At 38.4% G+C, this 15592-nt stretch carries 16 protein-coding genes and 2 riboswitches; of the genes, 4 read left to right on the forward strand and 12 right to left on the reverse strand.

The window, feature by feature from the left end; genetic code table 11:
* Positions 1 to 3 precede the first annotated feature (3 nt).
* The 8 genes from ACIQAA_RS19740 to katA form a co-directional block, all read right to left on the reverse strand.
* A complete protein-coding gene (locus ACIQAA_RS19740) occupies positions 4 to 1065 on the reverse strand; it encodes a FecCD family ABC transporter permease (protein ID WP_402622571.1) in 1062 nt (353 codons plus the stop codon).
* Positions 1031 to 1993, reverse strand: coding sequence for an ABC transporter substrate-binding protein (locus tag ACIQAA_RS19745; protein ID WP_402622573.1), 963 nt, complete (start codon positions 1991 to 1993; stop codon positions 1031 to 1033). The genes ACIQAA_RS19740 and ACIQAA_RS19745 overlap by 35 nt, the downstream gene beginning before the upstream one ends.
* A 164-nt stretch (positions 1994 to 2157) precedes the next feature.
* Positions 2158 to 2346: riboswitch (cobalamin riboswitch) on the reverse strand.
* Positions 2347 to 2418: 72 nt separating this feature from the next.
* Positions 2419 to 2889 (reverse strand): 6,7-dimethyl-8-ribityllumazine synthase, encoded by a 471-nt coding sequence (gene ribH, locus ACIQAA_RS19750; RefSeq protein WP_402622576.1) that lies wholly within the window; start codon positions 2887 to 2889, stop codon positions 2419 to 2421.
* Between the two features lie 29 nt (positions 2890 to 2918).
* A complete protein-coding gene (gene ribB / locus ACIQAA_RS19755; protein ID WP_402622578.1) occupies positions 2919 to 4034 on the reverse strand; it encodes a 3,4-dihydroxy-2-butanone-4-phosphate synthase in 1116 nt (371 codons plus the stop codon).
* A 24-nt stretch (positions 4035 to 4058) separates the two neighbouring features.
* Positions 4059 to 4718, reverse strand: a complete 660-nt coding sequence (gene ribE, locus ACIQAA_RS19760; protein ID WP_402622581.1) for a riboflavin synthase — start codon at positions 4716 to 4718, stop codon at positions 4059 to 4061.
* A 176-nt stretch (positions 4719 to 4894) separates the two neighbouring features.
* Positions 4895 to 5040: riboswitch (FMN riboswitch) on the reverse strand.
* Positions 5041 to 5133: 93 nt separating this feature from the next.
* Positions 5134 to 5604: a GyrI-like domain-containing protein gene (locus ACIQAA_RS19765; RefSeq protein WP_402622584.1), complete on the reverse strand. Its 471-nt coding sequence runs from the start codon at positions 5602 to 5604 to the stop codon at positions 5134 to 5136.
* Positions 5605 to 5720: 116 nt separating this feature from the next.
* Positions 5721 to 6569 carry an oxidoreductase gene (locus ACIQAA_RS19770; protein WP_402622587.1) on the reverse strand — a complete coding sequence of 283 codons (849 nt, stop codon included), beginning with the start codon at positions 6567 to 6569 and terminating at the stop codon, positions 5721 to 5723.
* A gap of 145 nt (positions 6570 to 6714) precedes the next feature.
* A complete protein-coding gene (gene katA / locus ACIQAA_RS19775; protein WP_402622590.1) occupies positions 6715 to 8175 on the reverse strand; it encodes a catalase KatA in 1461 nt (486 codons plus the stop codon).
* A gap of 234 nt (positions 8176 to 8409) precedes the next feature.
* On the opposite strand from katA, the gene ACIQAA_RS19780 reads away from it, so the two are divergent.
* Both ACIQAA_RS19780 and ACIQAA_RS19785 read left to right on the forward strand, forming a co-directional pair.
* Positions 8410 to 8613 carry a hypothetical protein gene (locus tag ACIQAA_RS19780; protein WP_283865056.1) on the forward strand — a complete coding sequence of 68 codons (204 nt, stop codon included), beginning with the start codon at positions 8410 to 8412 and terminating at the stop codon, positions 8611 to 8613.
* Positions 8613 to 8819 carry a YwbE family protein gene (locus tag ACIQAA_RS19785; RefSeq protein ID WP_402622593.1) on the forward strand — a complete coding sequence of 69 codons (207 nt, stop codon included), beginning with the start codon at positions 8613 to 8615 and terminating at the stop codon, positions 8817 to 8819. The genes ACIQAA_RS19780 and ACIQAA_RS19785 overlap by 1 nt, the downstream gene beginning before the upstream one ends.
* Before the next feature lie 178 nt (positions 8820 to 8997).
* On the opposite strand, the gene ACIQAA_RS19790 is transcribed toward ACIQAA_RS19785, so the two are convergent.
* The 4 genes from ACIQAA_RS19790 to ACIQAA_RS19805 form a co-directional block, all read right to left on the reverse strand.
* The gene (locus ACIQAA_RS19790) at positions 8998 to 9198 is read right to left on the reverse strand and encodes a cold-shock protein (protein WP_335462561.1); all 201 of its coding nucleotides are present in this window, start codon (positions 9196 to 9198) and stop codon (positions 8998 to 9000) included.
* Between the two features lie 191 nt (positions 9199 to 9389).
* Positions 9390 to 10139 (reverse strand): Cof-type HAD-IIB family hydrolase, encoded by a 750-nt coding sequence (locus ACIQAA_RS19795; protein ID WP_402622596.1) that lies wholly within the window; start codon positions 10137 to 10139, stop codon positions 9390 to 9392.
* Between the two features lie 116 nt (positions 10140 to 10255).
* Positions 10256 to 11971 carry an ABC transporter ATP-binding protein gene (locus ACIQAA_RS19800; RefSeq protein WP_402622599.1) on the reverse strand — a complete coding sequence of 572 codons (1716 nt, stop codon included), beginning with the start codon at positions 11969 to 11971 and terminating at the stop codon, positions 10256 to 10258.
* Between the two features lie 113 nt (positions 11972 to 12084).
* Positions 12085 to 12390, reverse strand: a complete 306-nt coding sequence (locus ACIQAA_RS19805; protein WP_402622601.1) for an iron-sulfur cluster assembly accessory protein — start codon at positions 12388 to 12390, stop codon at positions 12085 to 12087.
* Between the two features lie 310 nt (positions 12391 to 12700).
* On the opposite strand from ACIQAA_RS19805, the gene qoxA reads away from it, so the two are divergent.
* A complete protein-coding gene (gene qoxA / locus ACIQAA_RS19810) occupies positions 12701 to 13609 on the forward strand; it encodes a cytochrome aa3 quinol oxidase subunit II (RefSeq protein WP_402622602.1) in 909 nt (302 codons plus the stop codon).
* A gap of 38 nt (positions 13610 to 13647) precedes the next feature.
* Positions 13648 to 15591, forward strand: coding sequence for a cytochrome aa3 quinol oxidase subunit I (gene qoxB, locus ACIQAA_RS19815; RefSeq protein ID WP_402622604.1), 1944 nt, complete (start codon positions 13648 to 13650; stop codon positions 15589 to 15591).
* Position 15592 lies beyond the last annotated feature (1 nt).

Here is a 15592-nt window from a genome sequence, read left to right on the forward strand (position 1 = left end):
CCTTTATCCACTTCTTTCCATTCTTCTTCTCTGTAATAGAATTAATGCAAATACCGGGGCACCAATTAATGCAGTTATGACTCCAATTGGTAACTCAGTTGGAGAAATAATCGTTCTTGAGATTAAATCTGCTAGAATTAAAAATCCACTTCCAGTAAGGATCGATAATGGGAGCAGGTGCCTATGGTCTGGTCCCCATAACAACCTTGAAAGGTGCGGTATGACCAGCCCAACAAAACCAATCGTTCCTGAAACGGCAACCGCCGCACCAGTTAAAATTGATCCTGCAGTTAAGATGATTAGTTTTCTTTTTTGAACATTTACTCCTAAATGGTGGGCACGTTCCTCACCAAAAGACATGGCATTTAATTCTTTTGCATTTAAAATAAGGATGATAGAACCCAGCACAAAAAAAGGTAAAATAATTCTTATGTATTCCCAGCCTCTCATCGACACACTACCCAATAGCCAGCCAATAATTTGTCTAAGCTCATCACCTGTTAAAGCGATCATGAGTGATATGAGGGCACCAAGAAATGAACTAAAAATGATTCCCGTTAAGATAATGGTTTCCACTCTCATCGAGCGTTCAATTTTTCTTGCGAATGCAAGCACGAAGAAAATCGTAGCCCAAGAAAACAAAATGCTGAGTAATGGAAGGGTAAAGCTGCCGATGACGGGGATTGATAATTGAAAAAATAAAGTGAGTACTGCCCCAACAGACGCACCGGATGATACGCCTAAAGTATATGGATCTGCTAAAGGATTCCTTAATAGTCCTTGAAAGGCTGCACCTGCAATGGCGAGAGAAGCCCCTACTAATCCAGCCAAAATAACTCGCGGCAGCCGGATATTCAAAACGATACTTGAAAACATGGGGTCAATTTGATCCAAAGAAATAGATCCAAAAAGCTTTGACATCATAATTTCAATAATGGTAAAGATAGGAACCGAAACGGTTCCTATCGAAATTCCTACTAACACTGAAAAGAGAAGGAAACTTCCTGCTAGTAAGTAGGCTGCTATTTTATTATTTAAATACTTCTGGATAGACAGCCTTTGCAAGATCCTCTACTCCTTCAACAATCCTTGGGCCAGAGCGGGTCACACGATCAGAATCTACATCAATGACTTGCTTATTCTTAATGGCATTGACATTTTCCCAGCCTTGTCTGGATAACACTTGTTCAACAGCATTTTCCGTATAAAAACCATATGTAGTAATGATGACATCTGGATTTCGGTCAATCATCACTTCTTGATCGATTTTGATCCAGCCTTCTTGGTCATTTGCAATATTATCTGCATTAATTACACTAATCATTTCATCCATAAATGTGTTTTTTCCGGTTGTGAACACTTCAGGAGCAGGAGATACCTCAATAAACACTTTTTTCTTTTCTTTGATTTCTCCAGCCTTGGCTTTAATTTCTGCTAATTTATCTTGCATACTTTTAATCAGTTCTTCTGCTTTCTTGTTTTCACCAGTGGCCTTACCAATCATTACAATCGAATCATATACCTGCTCAAAATTTTGGGCATCATGTATCACTAAAACTGTCAGCCCGGCATCTCTTAATTGCTGCAGGCCATCTGTCCCATTCATTGCGGAAGCATGTGCTAACACTAAATTTGGCTGCAATGAAATTATTTTCTCGATATTAATTTCCATCCCGCCGATTTTCTCTTTAGCTGCTGCTTCCTCAGGATAATTATCAAAATCGGACACACCTACAACTTGTTCTTCAAGTCCGAGTGCAAAAGCAATCTCTGTATTACTAGGAATCAATGAAACGATTTTTTCTGGCTTTGCCTTAATCGTCACCTCATTGTCTAATGCGTCTTTAATGGTTACAGGAAATGCCGTTTCCTCTCCTTTTTGCTCCGTGCTGCTGTTTCCTTCATCCTTTACCGTTTCTTTTTGTTCTCCACATGCTGCTAGCGCACCTATTGTTAACAAAAGAATTAATAATAACGCTGATAATTTTTTCATGTTTCTTCCCCCTATGACTTCCGTCAAAAATACATCACAAAAAACTGCACCATCTAAAAAATTCACAAAAAAACATCTCTACGTAATGTAGAGATGTTGGTTTGATTAAATGCCATTAAAAATGACTCTAGTCGTCCACACCTCCCTATCCTCGTAGGTTCTTTTTGGGGCACTAGAATAAGGCAGGTTTCCTGGCTCATGGTCATCGCTTCCTGCGTCTTCCCATCAGATTGACAGTGACATTTTGCAGGTTGCTCCCATTTACAGTGGCGGGACCGCGTTGGATTTTAACCAACTTCCCTTTTAAGCTAAAAACCGTTAAGATTTTCAGCACCTATTCTTCATTAATTTTTTTATGATAGACTTATTATATAGTAAATAAAAACGAAAGCCATATTTTTAAGCAAATTTCGCCAAAAATCTTTTTACTTTTCGAAAGTTCGCAATAAATTTGCCATTTCAATAGCGCCAGTTGCAACATCCCAGCCTTTATTTCCTGCCTTTGTTCCTGCACGCTCAATCGCCTGTTCAATCGATTCTGTTGTTAATACTCCAAAAATAACCGGAATGCCGCTATCTAGATTTATTCTTGAAACGCCCTTTGCTACTTCATTACATACATAGTCGAAATGTGGTGTGGACCCGCGAATCACGGTTCCTAATGTAATAACAGCATCATATTTTTTGCTAATGGCCATCTTTTGAGCCACTAAAGGAATTTCGAATGCACCTGGCACCCAAGCAATTTCAACATCATCTTCGCTTACACCATGTCTTTTAAGAGCATCCTGTGCACCGCTTAATAATTTACTGGTTATAAACTCGTTAAAACGTCCTACAACAATTCCTATCTTTAAACCTGAGCCTACTAAATTACCTTCATAAATATGTCCCATTTTAATACCTCCAAATTATTGTGTAGTTTTTATTTTACCTTTTCTTCGTTGATCTCCATTTGCAAAGGAACTGTTTCAACGACCTCAAGATCAAATCCCTTAATTCCTTTTATTTTTCGCGGGTTATTGGTTAACAATTTCATTTTGCTAATCCCTAAATCCTTTAAAATCTGAGCACCAATACCAAATTCACGTAAATCAGCTTCACCAGTGTTGTGACCATCCTCTAGCTGCTCGTGTGCCCGCAATTTATTGACTAAACCACTGCTCTGACGCATATAAAGGAGGACTCCGTTTCCTGCTCTTTCAATTTGACTTAATGCCGCATGGAGCTGAGACCTGCATTCGCAGCGGTAAGAACCGAAAACATCACCGGTTAAACACTCGGAATGAACACGAACAAGGATAGGATTCTCAGGATTAATTTCCCCTTTTATTAACGCTAAATGCTCTTTTCCATCAATGACGTTTGAGTATCCTGCAGCCTTAAATTCACCAAATTCCGTAGGCAAATTGATTTCAACTTCACGTTTGACCAGCTTGTCTTTTTTATTGCGATATTCAATCAAATCTTTAATGGTGATCATCTTGACGTCAAGTTCATCGGCAATTTTCCGCAACTCCGGAACACGTGCCATGGTTCCATCCTCATTCATGATTTCACAAATCACTCCTGCAGGCTTAGATCCGCATAGTCTTGCTAAATCCACTGCCGCTTCGGTGTGTCCTGTTCTTCTCAAGACCCCGCCTTTTTTTGCGATCAATGGAAAAATATGGCCTGGCCTTTTAAAATCAGAAGGTTTTGATTCCGGGTCGAGCATACTTAATACGGTTGCCGAACGTTCAAACGCTGATATCCCTGTGGTGGTAAATTTATGGTCAATACTGACTGTAAAGGCGGTACCATGTTCATCTGTATTAACTGCAACCATTGGAAAAAGTTCTAATTTCTGCGCCAATTCCTCCTCAATTGGAATACAGATCAAACCTCTTCCATGAGTAGCCATTAAATTAATTACCTCTGGTGTTGCTTTTTCAGCTAATGAGACAAAGTCACCTTCGTTTTCTCGGTCCTCGTCATCACAAACAATGATAACTTTTCCGTTTTGTAAATCAATCAAGGCTTCTTCAATTTTATCAAACACGTGTAATCTCTCCTTTCTATGTACTTAAGCAAATCCATGCTCTTCTAAAAAGCTGGCACTAATACCGGATGAACTTTTTTTGTTACCCGTATTTTGTCCTCTCGTTAAAAAATGCCCCACATACTTACCAATCATATCGCATTCTAAATTGACAATATCTCCGGACTCCTTAAGACCGATAATACTTTCAGATAAAGTATGGGGAATGAGTGATAAAGTAAATGTTTCGTCTGTGACTCCAAATACTGTAAGGCTTGTCCCGTCGACAGCAATCGAACCTCTTTCAATTACATACCTTAATATTTCCGGTGAGGCCTCAATTTCGTAATAAACAGCATTTTCCACCTGTTTTTTACTTTTAATTACCCCAGTACCATCAATATGACCTGAAACGAAATGACCTCCAAATCGACCCCCTGCTGCCATGGCTCTTTCGAGATTCACTTTGGCACCACGTTTCAAAGATTGTAAACTCGATGCTTTCACGGTTTCAGGCATCACATCTACCGTAAACTGGCTGCTAGTAAAGCTAGTGACGGTAAGACAAACACCGTTTACCGAGATACTGTCGCCAAGATGAACATCCTTGAGAATTTTTTTCGCGTCAATTGTTAGAACAAAGGATTCTCCGCTTCGCTTGATATTCGCTACTACTCCTAATTCTTCAATAATGCCGGTAAACATAGCTTTTGTTCTCCCTCCCTATCTTTTGCAAGTTCATGCAAATTTTTTTCCTGGCTTACGATCATAAAAGAAGAAAAAAGGACCCTGAAGATATGAAACACTTCAGGGTCCTTGGAAAAGGCAATGAGAAAATAGGGCTTAAAAAAGGGTAGACTGCTCCCTTGGCTAAACCGGATTTTTTCCTTCTCCCATCCAGACTTTAACTGTCGGCTCTGGAGTTTCACCAGATCCACCGCTTAACATTTTGTTAAACGGGTCACGGACTAAGAAGCTGCGCTTCATCACCGCCGGTTAGGAATTTCACCTGACCCCGAAGGAATTATTCAACTATATGATTACTACTAGTATACCTAATAGTTGTGACAATTGCTAAAGAAAAGAAGCAGAAGTCAAAATCTTCTCCTTCACATCCAATTTAATAATCGCTTCCATACGTTTTTACAGGCAGATAAAGTTCAAATTGAATATTTCCATCGTTATCAAGATCTATTTGTTTAAACACTTCTAAACTCAGGGCATTGTTATCCAAATCATAACCATACTCCTGCATCCATACCAACGTCTGCTTATATGTATTTTCTACTTCTTCTAGACTCCCTTTATGCGAAGTACAAACATAATTTTTACGAGGAATTGTGAACCCTACCATACCCTCAGGGACATTTTCCAGCTTTTCCACTGGTGTTGTTACATAATAGGTCAATTCCGTTTCTCTGCTATGAAAGGGAGCAATGAAGATAGAAGTATTCGTTTGATTAGGTACCTCATCAATCCGCTCTTTCATCACATTAAATAATTCGGGAATGGTATTCAGTTGTGAATAGGTACCGCTCCACGAAATTCCAACTACCTTCATTTCTTCTTTTTCAAGCACTTGGATATCCAAACATATCCCTCCTCTAAAGTTGTTCATATATCTATTATTCTCACTGTATCCCTGAAATTCCTTCCTAAAAACGACAACATCGTGAATACTTTAAATTTGACGCTGACTTAATCATATTATTTTTGGAACAGTTTACTTATGATAATTTTTTCCCACAGTCTCCATGGTAATAAATTCTTCAAAAGTATAGAAGTTTTCACACCACGGCCAATGGGATACCTTATATCAGGGTTTTCCATTATGGCAATTTCAGTTATTTTTCTTGCAACATCAAGAGGGTCGCCAAAGCTGTTTTCGCCTTCTGCAATATATCTTTCTATGCTTTGCATATAATCTTGATAAGGTGAATCGGTCTGCAATGATTTAACTGCAACCTGTTTACCACTCGACCAAATATTTGTTTTATAGGAACCAGGTTCAATTAAAACCACCTTCACTCCAAATGGCTGCATTTCTAAACGAAGACTCTCACTCCAGCCCTCAATAGCATGCTTTGAGGCAATATAGGGTGAAAGTCCAGGGAAAGCTACCTTACCGCTAATGCTGCTAACATTAATAATACATCCATACTTTTGTTTCCTCATCACAGGTAAAAAGGCCTTGGTGACGGCAATAACCCCAAAGACATTTGTTTCAAATTGTTTTCGGTACTCATCCATCGAAATTTCTTCAACAAAGCCAGCACCGGCATAACCAGCATTATTAATCAAAACATCTATTTTCCCAACCTCATTGAGTACTCGCGTTTGGAATGCTAGGATTGATTTTTCATCCGTAACATCTAATTCAAAAACAATGATTCGGGATGCTGCTCCATGCTTTCTTGCCTCTTCCAACAGGCTGCTGCTTTTACGGCTGTTCCTCATAGCAGCAATAACGGTAAAACCCTTTCGTGCTAATTCAACAGAGGTACTCAATCCAAATCCGCTGGATGTACCGGTTATAATCGCTGTTTTGTTATTCATTCATTTATCTCCCTTTCACTTCTGCAAGAATTAGTTTAATACGGGAAATTCGCAAAAATTGTCGAAAGTTACGATTTTTTCATAATTAATTCAAAAAAAAAACAAAAAGACTGTCATCTTGACCAGTCTTTTTTGTTTTTCCTATTTATTGCACTTCTTGTGGAATCGCCAGGCCTAAACCCTTTGCTACTCTTTCACCATACTCTGGATCTGCCTTATAGAAGTGTTGAATTTGACGAAGTTTAATATCATCTCTCTCAACAGGCTTCATGGCACCTACAATCGTTTCAATGAGACGAGCACGCTCTTCCTTGGACATTAAGCGATACAGGTCCCCAGCTTGTGTGTAATGATCGTTGTGGTCGTATGAAACACTTTCCGCAACACCAGAAACTGGGAATGCAGTCGTTTTCGCAGCCGGTGATTCTGTTGGACCTCCAAAGCTGTTAGGTTCATAGTAAACCGAACCGCCGCCATTATTGTCAAAGCGCATTTGACCATCACGCTGATAGTTATTTACTTCAACATTTGGACGATTAATAGGAAGCAGGTTGTGATTGGCTCCTACACGATAGCGATGCGCATCGGAATAAGCAAATAAGCGGCCCTGCAGCATTTTATCTGGTGAAGGCTCAATACCAGGCACCAGCGTTCCAGGTGAGAACGCAGCCTGCTCTACTTCTGCAAAGTAATTTTCTGGATTACGGTTTAATACCATTTGTCCCACTTCCATTAATGGGTAATCCTTATGTGACCATACTTTGGTTACATCAAATGGATCAAAACGATAAGTATCAGCGTCTTCTAAAGACATGATTTGAACATATAACGTCCATTTAGGGAAGTCGCCCTGTTCAATCGCATTAAATAAATCTTCTGTATGATAATCGGGATTTTCACCAGCAAGCTTTGCAGCAACGTCATTTGTCATATTCTTAACACCTTGCTCAGTTTTAAAGTGATATTTCACCCAGACAGCTTCGCCTTCTGCATTTACCCATTTGAAAGTATGGCTTCCATATCCATTCATATGACGAAGTGTTGCAGGAATACCACGATCACCCATCAAGTATGTTACTTGGTGTAATGATTCTGGTGATAATGACCAGAAATCCCAAACCGCATTTGGATTTTTCAAATGAGTGCGCGGGTCTCTTTTTTGTGTATGGATAAAGTCTGGAAATTTAATCGCGTCTCTGATAAAGAAAATAGGAGTATTGTTTCCTACTAAATCATAATTTCCTTCTTCTGTATAAAACTTAACAGCAAAACCGCGTGGATCTCTCACAGTATCAGCTGAGCCTAACTCACCTGCTACAGTTGAGAATCGAATAAACATTGGTGTGGTTTTGCCAACACCATTAAATAATTTTGCTTTTGTATATTTTGACATATCATTGGTGACTTCAAAATATCCATGTGCCCCAGTACCTTTTGCATGAACAACCCTCTCAGGCACTCGCTCGCGGTTGAAGTGTGCTAATTTCTCTAGTAAATGCACATCCTGGATAAATGTTGGTCCACGGGAGCCGGCAGTCATCGAATTTTGATTATCTCCTACTGGTGCTCCGTAGCTTGTTGTAATATGTTTTTTCTCGTTACTCATTTAATCACCTCATAAACTATTTAATTACTACTCAACAAAATTATAATGAAAATTTTATTAAAATCAATACTAAATTAAAATAATTATAAAATAATATTAAATATAATCAAATAAGTTAGTTTTCCGCCATACATTTAAAAGGTGGTATTAAAATTAAAAGACGAAATTGTTAATTTTAGTGTAAATAGATTATACTGAGGGTATGAAAGTACATTTTTTCAGGAGGATTTCCTAATGTCAGAAAACAATCAAACAAACCAAAATGAAGAACCAAAAAAGAAAATGAGTTTGCAGGAAGCGATGAAGCAGCAGTTAGCGAATAAGAAGAACAAAGCTGCAGCAGCGAATAACACCCAGGGCGGTCTTCAAAATAGCCAAAAAATGAAAAGCCAGCAGACGAAAAAAGTAAGTAATACCCGCAGGAAAATGGGTGTTTAATGAACGGGCAAAATAGAAAAGACATCACTGCCGGTACTCAGGTTAAAATTGTACTTAAGGCTGATCAAAGAACTGGAAAACTTACAAGTGGTGTAGTGAAGGATATTTTAACAAACTCAAGCTTTCATCCTCATGGAATAAAGGTAAGGTTAATGGATGGTCAAGTTGGCAGAGTGCAGGAAATAGTAAATTCAACGTCCTCCTAACGGGTAACATGAACTGCCCTAGGTATGAATTTTCTTAATTAACCCTATACTATAAATAACCATTTTACTTATCACATATTGAACTCCACTTATTGTGGAGTTTTTTTTATGAACTCTTACAGAAAAATAAAATAAAAAACAGACTCACAATTGGAGTCTGTTTTATTTAGAAGGTTTATTATGCTTTACGAACGTTAACCGCTTGTGGACCACGTTGTCCATTTTCGATTTCAAACGTCACTTCTTGACCTTCATCTAAGGTTTTGTAACCTTCACCTTGAATAGCTGAGAAATGAACGAAAACATCGTCTCCGCCATCACGCTCAATAAATCCAAAGCCTTTTTCACCGTTAAACCATTTTACTTTACCTTGTTCCATTTTTGTAGCTCCTCCTAGCATGTAACAATTACATGAAATTGCAATATAGTCTTGCCCGATTATTATAACCAAGAGAAATTATTTTTAAACAATTTCCTCTTGTATATAAAGTATTTCACACTTTAATCAATTTTATTTCAAAAAAAATATATTTCCATCTGAATAATGTTAATAGTTCGTGAAAGATACTATTACAGCACCCATTTCTGAATTGCTATAGCAACACCATCTTCATTATTTGAAGATGTAACCCAAGCTGCCGCCTTTTTTACGGTATCCTGAGCATTTCCCATTGCAATGCCTAATCCGGCTTCTTTTATCATTGCCAAATCATTAAGACTGTCGCCTACAGCCATGACATTTTTCATATCTATTCCAATACGTTCACAGACTAATTTCAGTCCTTTCGCTTTATTAATCCCAGCTGGGTTTACTTCTATATTTGTTGGAGTGGAGTTGCTTAATTCAAACTCCCCACGGGCCTGCAGCTCTTTTAAAATTTTGTCTCTGGTAGGGACATCTTTAATGTTAAATCCAAATTTCAGCCATTCCTCTCCATGAATGTCCTCTGGCATTTCATCAAACCAGTTTCGACTCGTACTGATGGCCCAATAACGGACCTTATGCTTTTTGGTAAGCTCTGTCATCCATTGAATGGATTCAGACTGGACTAGATTTCTTTCCACCAGCCCTCTTTTCTCATCCCAAATTTCACTGCCATTTACCGTCACCAAATACGATGATAATGCTAAAGAATCTGCATGCTTTTCACATTTTCTAAGTGAGCGTCCAGTACTAAGGACCACATAAATTCCTTTTTCCTGAGCTTCCGTAATCGCCTGACGGTTTGCTTCTGATATCTCATGTTGATCATTCAACAGAGTCCCGTCCATATCAAGAGCGATTAATTTTATCCCATTATCACTTTTGAAATTTTCCATATGTAATCAACTCCTTTAAAACCATATTATTAGAGTACACCATATTCATTTATCCTCAAAATATCGTTCATTTTTAACAAAAAACCCCTACGAATTATCGTAAGGCTTTCTCACAGTTACTGCTGATATTGTACCCGGTGAAGGCTTGCAAAAATACCGCCTTGTTGTATTAACTCGTCATGACCGCCTTCCTCAGCAATACCATCTTCGGTCACGACAATGATCCGGTCAGCATTCCGAATCGTTGCAAGTCTATGTGCAATAATCAAGGTTGTTCTATTTTTAGCAAGTTCATTCAATGCTTCTTGAATTACCATTTCTGTTTCAGTATCTAGTGCTGAAGTTGCTTCATCGAGGATTAAAATAGGAGGATTCTTCAAAAACATCCTTGCAATGGCAAGTCTTTGTTTTTGACCGCCGGATAGCTTTAATCCGCGTTCTCCGATTTCTGTATCATATCCATCAGGCAGTGATTGAATAAATTTTTCAAGATGAGCACGTTTTGCAGCATCAATTATTTCATCATCTGTAGCATTTCTCTTTCCGTATGCAATATTTTCTCTGATGGTCCCTGTAAAAAGAAAGACATCTTGTTGAACAATACCGATTTGAGAGCGCAGTGATTTTTTTGTGATGTTACGAATATCGAATCCATCAATCATAATGCTGCCCTTGCTGACATCATAAAACCTCGGAATTAATGAACAAATGGTGGTTTTACCTGCCCCTGATGGTCCGACAAACGCAATCGTTTCGCCTGCACGAATGTCCAAGTTTATATTTTCAAGCACTGATTTTTGCTTATCATAGCTGAAAGTAACATCTTTAAAGGCTATATCCCCGCTAAGTGCAGCTACTTCAATCGCATCTTCCGTATCTTTAACTTCTGGCTCAGAATCAATAATCTCCGTAAAACGTTTAAATCCTGCCATGCCTTTTGGATACAATTCCATGATAGCGCTAATTTTATCGATAGGTTTAAATAGAACATTTACATAAAGAACAAATCCGACAAGTTCCCCGTAAGTAAGCTGACCTGTGAAGCTAAGCCAAGCACCATAAACAAGTACAATTATCGTAATAAGTCTTGTCATCATATAAATACCCGATAGACTGAAAGACATCACGCGATATCCAACTAGTTTTGCATTTCGATATTTATGATTATTTTTTCGAAATCTTGCAATCTCAAAATCTTCATTTGTAAATGATTGAACCACACGGCTTCCTGAAACACTATCTTCCACTCTAGCATTTACATCTGCAATGCTTGTGTACATATGACTCCAGGCTTTATTCATCTTTAGATTACAGACTACAACTAATAATGCCAATAACGGTAAAATCAAAACAGCAACAAGTGCTAGTTGCACATTGATCGTCAGCATAATCCAGAATGCACCGATAAACGTCATTACCGCAATGAAAACATCCTCAGGTCCATGGTGTGCAAGTTCACCCAGGTCAAAAAGGTCATTGGTAATCCTGCTCATAATATGCCCGGTCTTGGTATTATCGAAAAAGCGGAACGACTGTTTTTGTACATGCTCAAAAAGTTCTTGTCTCATATCTGTTTCAATATTAATACCAAGCTTGTGACCCCAGTAGTTCACAACAAACTGCAAGAAGGTACTAAGGATATAAACCGTTAGCAGCGCTATACTGACAGTTACAATGGTTTGCCACTCTCCTCCGGGTAGCAGTTCATCAATAAACCATGATACTGCAAGTGGAAAGGCTAACTCTAAAACCGCTACAACGACTGCACTGCTAAAATCTAGAATAAAAAGCTTTTTATGCGGTTTGTAATAGGAAAAGAAACGTCGAATCATCGCAGATCTCCTTTTTATGTAAGTACTTGGATTATATGAAAATATTTAGAAAATTACAATCAAAAAACCACCTAGAATAACTTCAGGTGGAATTCATTTTATTCTATATTTTATTAATGATGGTGGTGATGGCCGCCCTTTGATGGGTTGGTAATCAGCCATTCTTCCTTTGGAACATGAAACAGTTGAATCCATACACCATCAAGATATTCCTCACGAGTATCTAGAATGATATCTATGTCCTTATCTGTTTTTACCACTTCATCATGCTCTGTTGGAGTATCCAGCATTAAATCATAATGGGCATGGTCGCCATGCATATTGGTTACATACACACGGAACAATTTCCCTTCTGCTTCTGGACCTTCTAGCATTTTTTTCAAAGCTTTCGCTGCATGGCGATTAATTTTGACTTTCATGTTTGTCTCTCCTATTCCATTGGTATACATATTCATTATCCCATTAATTTGCAAAAATAGACAATTATTTTATTATTGCAACTTCCAGGCCATTTTATATTGGAATTTAAAACCTTAACAAATTTGTCACAAATTCTTCAAAAAACGTATATAAACATCACACCTTTGTTGTTAATATTGTGGTACGGGATAATAACACTAATTATATAGTTATTATTAGGTAGTAATAATTTTTGATAAATCCGAAAACAAGTTTGTGAATGAATTCACGAATAACCACAGTGATTATTAATGAGAGGAGTTATAAAAAATGCACAAAAAGGGTATTAAAATGGCTTTCTTTACAGTGTTCTTTACAATCATCACGATATTATCTGGTTGTGAGCCATTACTTGTCTTGGATCCTAAAGGACCTCAAGCAGAAAGACAGGCAAGCGACATCCTATTATCGATAGGGGTTATGGCTTTTATTGTCATTGTTGTTTTTGCATTGTTAGTCTATATGTTAGTGAAATATCGTGCTTCTAAACAAAAAGCAGATTATGAACCACCTCATATTGAAGGAAACCTTTGGGTTGAGGTCATTATGGTAGGTATTCCAGTATTAATCGTTGCTTTCCTATCTTATGTATCCGTTCAAAGTAACTATATTGTTGAGGCAAAACCAAAAGGATACGAAGATAAGGAACCATTGGTCGTTTATGCTTCATCCTCGAACTGGAAGTGGCACTTTAGTTACCCAGAAGAAGGCATTGAAACAGTAAATTACTTATATATCCCAACAGACCGACCACTGGAATTTAAACTATATTCATATGGACCCATTACTAGTTTTTGGATTCCACAACTTGGGGGACAAAAATATGCAATGGGTGACCATGTAACAACTTTACATTTAGCCGCAGATGTCCCTGGTGAATTCATGGGGCGAAATGCAAACTTCTCGGGTAAAGGATTTGCTGAAAATACCTTCAATGTAACAGCCATGTCTCAAGAGGATTTTGATGACTGGGTAAAAGAAGTAAAAGAAACTGCAAAACCGATTACAGAGGAAAAATTCGAAGAATTATTAGAACCAGGTCATCTAGGGCAGCAAACATACACTGGGACTCACCTAGAGTTTTCACCGCCGCCAGCTGGCCATGATCATAGCGAAGAAACACCTGAAACAGAAACTCACACAGAATCCCATACCGGACATGAAGGTATGAGTCATTAATATTAAAAGTAATCTTCCCTTGAAAGGAGATATAATAAATGGATTTCTTTGATCGATTTGCCGTTCCACATCCAAGTCTTGCGATTTATGCTTCGATGGCTGCCATCGGACTTACAATAATCGCCGTTATTGCCGGATTAACTTATTTTAAAAAATGGGGCTACCTATGGCGTGAGTGGCTGACAACTGTTGACCACAAACGAATTGGTATTATGTATCTGCTCTCTGCCCTCCTTATGCTATTCCGAGGCGGAGTTGACGCCATCATGATGCGTGCTCAGCTGGCAGTACCTGAAAATACACTGCTCGACGCTCAGCACTACAATGAAATTTTCACTACACACGGGATCGTAATGATTCTCTTTATGGCAATGCCATTCATCATGTTCTTTATGAACTTTGTTGTTCCACTACAAATTGGAGCACGCGATGTGGCCTTCCCACGTTTGAACGCATTAAGCTTTTGGTTATTCTTTATGGGTGCGATGTTATTCAACATTTCATTCGTTGTCGGCGGCTCACCTGACGCAGGCTGGACCTCTTACTTCCCGCTTGCAGGTAACGAATTCAGTACATCTGTCGGTACCAATTATTATATGATTGCGATTCAGATTGCTGGTATTGGTACATTAATGACCGGTATTAACTTTATTACTACCATTCTCAAAATGAGAGCACCTGGTATGACATTAATGAAAATGCCAATGTTTACTTGGTCTGCTTTAATTGCCAACGTCATCATCGTATTCGCATTTCCAGTTTTAGCCGTTTTACTTGCAATGGGAACGCTGGATCGTCAATTTGGAACACATTTCTTTACTATGGATAATGGCGGTATGGATATGCTTTGGGCGAACATTTTCTGGGTTTGGGGACACCCTGAAGTATATATCTTAATCCTGCCGGCTTTCGGTATTTATAGTGAAGTTATCTCAACCTTTGCACGTCGTAACCTATATGGTTATAAATCTATGGTCGGCTCAATGGTTATTATCTCGTTACTATCATTCTTAGTTTGGGCGCACCATTTCTTTACCATGGGGCAAGGTGCATTAACAAATAGTATTTTCTCGATTACAACCATGGCAATTGCTGTTCCTACTGGTGTAAAGATCTTTAACTGGCTCTTCACGCTTAGAAAAGGAAAAATTGTTTTTACTACACCAATGCTTTATAGCATACTCTTCATTCCGTTATTTACACTCGGCGGAGTTACCGGGGTTATGCTAGCGATGTCTGCTGCAGACTATCAATATCATAATACAATGTTCTTAGTTGCTCACTTCCACAACGTTATTATTCCTGGTGTTGTTTATGCAATGCTGGCAGGGCTGCACTATTATTGGCCAAAAATGTTTGGTTTCATGTTAAATGAGAAAATTGGTAAATGGACAGCATGGCTGCTTTCAATCGGCTTCATCTTAGCCTTCATGCCTATGTATGTTTCAGGATTAGATGGTCAGGCACGCCGTATGTACACATACTCTGAAGCTGCTGGATTTGGCTTAATGAATATGATTTCATTCGTCGGAGCAGCAATTATGGCGATTGGTTTTGTGTTAATCGTCTACAATATCTACTATAGTACTCGATATGAATCAAGAGATATCAGTAATGACCCTTGGGATGCCCGCACGCTCGAGTGGTCTACACATACACCAGTACCAGAATATAATTTTGCGATTTTACCAGATGTACGTTCTAATGAGGCGTTATGGGACGCGAAGAAAAATGGCCATGTATTATTTAAAGGCGAATATGAGAAAATTCACATGCCAAATAATAGCGGTATTCCATTTATCATGAGCTGTATTTTCTTTGTTTGGGGATTCTCGTTTATTTTCAGCTTGTGGATTCCTGTCATCGTGACTACTCTAGGAATTTTCGGATGTATGGCGCTGAGGTCATTTGAACAAGACCATGGCCGATATATCTCTGTTAAAGAAATTGAAGAAACAGAAACAAATTTGCGAGGTGCTTAAA

The sequence above is a fragment of the Neobacillus sp. NPDC093182 genome (genome assembly GCF_044754045.1).

Bases quoted from the DNA above. Each gene is read 5' to 3' on its own strand.
- ACIQAA_RS19745 (WP_402622573.1), bottom strand. From the start codon at position 1,993: ATGAAAAAATTATCAGCGTTATTATTAATTCTTTTGTTAACAATAGGT.
- ribH (WP_402622576.1), bottom strand. From the start codon at position 2,889: ATGGGACATATTTATGAAGGTAATTTAGTAGGCTCAGGTTTAAAGATA.
- ribE (WP_402622581.1), bottom strand. From the start codon at position 4,718: ATGTTTACCGGCATTATTGAAGAATTAGGAGTAGTAGCGAATATCAAG.
- ACIQAA_RS19770 (WP_402622587.1), bottom strand. From the start codon at position 6,569: ATGAATAACAAAACAGCGATTATAACCGGTACATCCAGCGGATTTGGA.
- katA (WP_402622590.1), bottom strand. From the start codon at position 8,175: ATGAGTAACGAGAAAAAACATATTACAACAAGCTACGGAGCACCAGTA.
- ACIQAA_RS19780 (WP_283865056.1), top strand. From the start codon at position 8,410: ATGTCAGAAAACAATCAAACAAACCAAAATGAAGAACCAAAAAAGAAA.
- ACIQAA_RS19785 (WP_402622593.1), top strand. From the start codon at position 8,613: ATGAACGGGCAAAATAGAAAAGACATCACTGCCGGTACTCAGGTTAAA.
- ACIQAA_RS19790 (WP_335462561.1), bottom strand. From the start codon at position 9,198: ATGGAACAAGGTAAAGTAAAATGGTTTAACGGTGAAAAAGGCTTTGGA.
- ACIQAA_RS19795 (WP_402622596.1), bottom strand. From the start codon at position 10,139: ATGGAAAATTTCAAAAGTGATAATGGGATAAAATTAATCGCTCTTGAT.
- ACIQAA_RS19800 (WP_402622599.1), bottom strand. From the start codon at position 11,971: ATGATTCGACGTTTCTTTTCCTATTACAAACCGCATAAAAAGCTTTTT.
- ACIQAA_RS19805 (WP_402622601.1), bottom strand. From the start codon at position 12,390: ATGAAAGTCAAAATTAATCGCCATGCAGCGAAAGCTTTGAAAAAAATG.
- qoxA (WP_402622602.1), top strand. From the start codon at position 12,701: ATGCACAAAAAGGGTATTAAAATGGCTTTCTTTACAGTGTTCTTTACA.
- qoxB (WP_402622604.1), top strand. From the start codon at position 13,648: ATGGATTTCTTTGATCGATTTGCCGTTCCACATCCAAGTCTTGCGATT.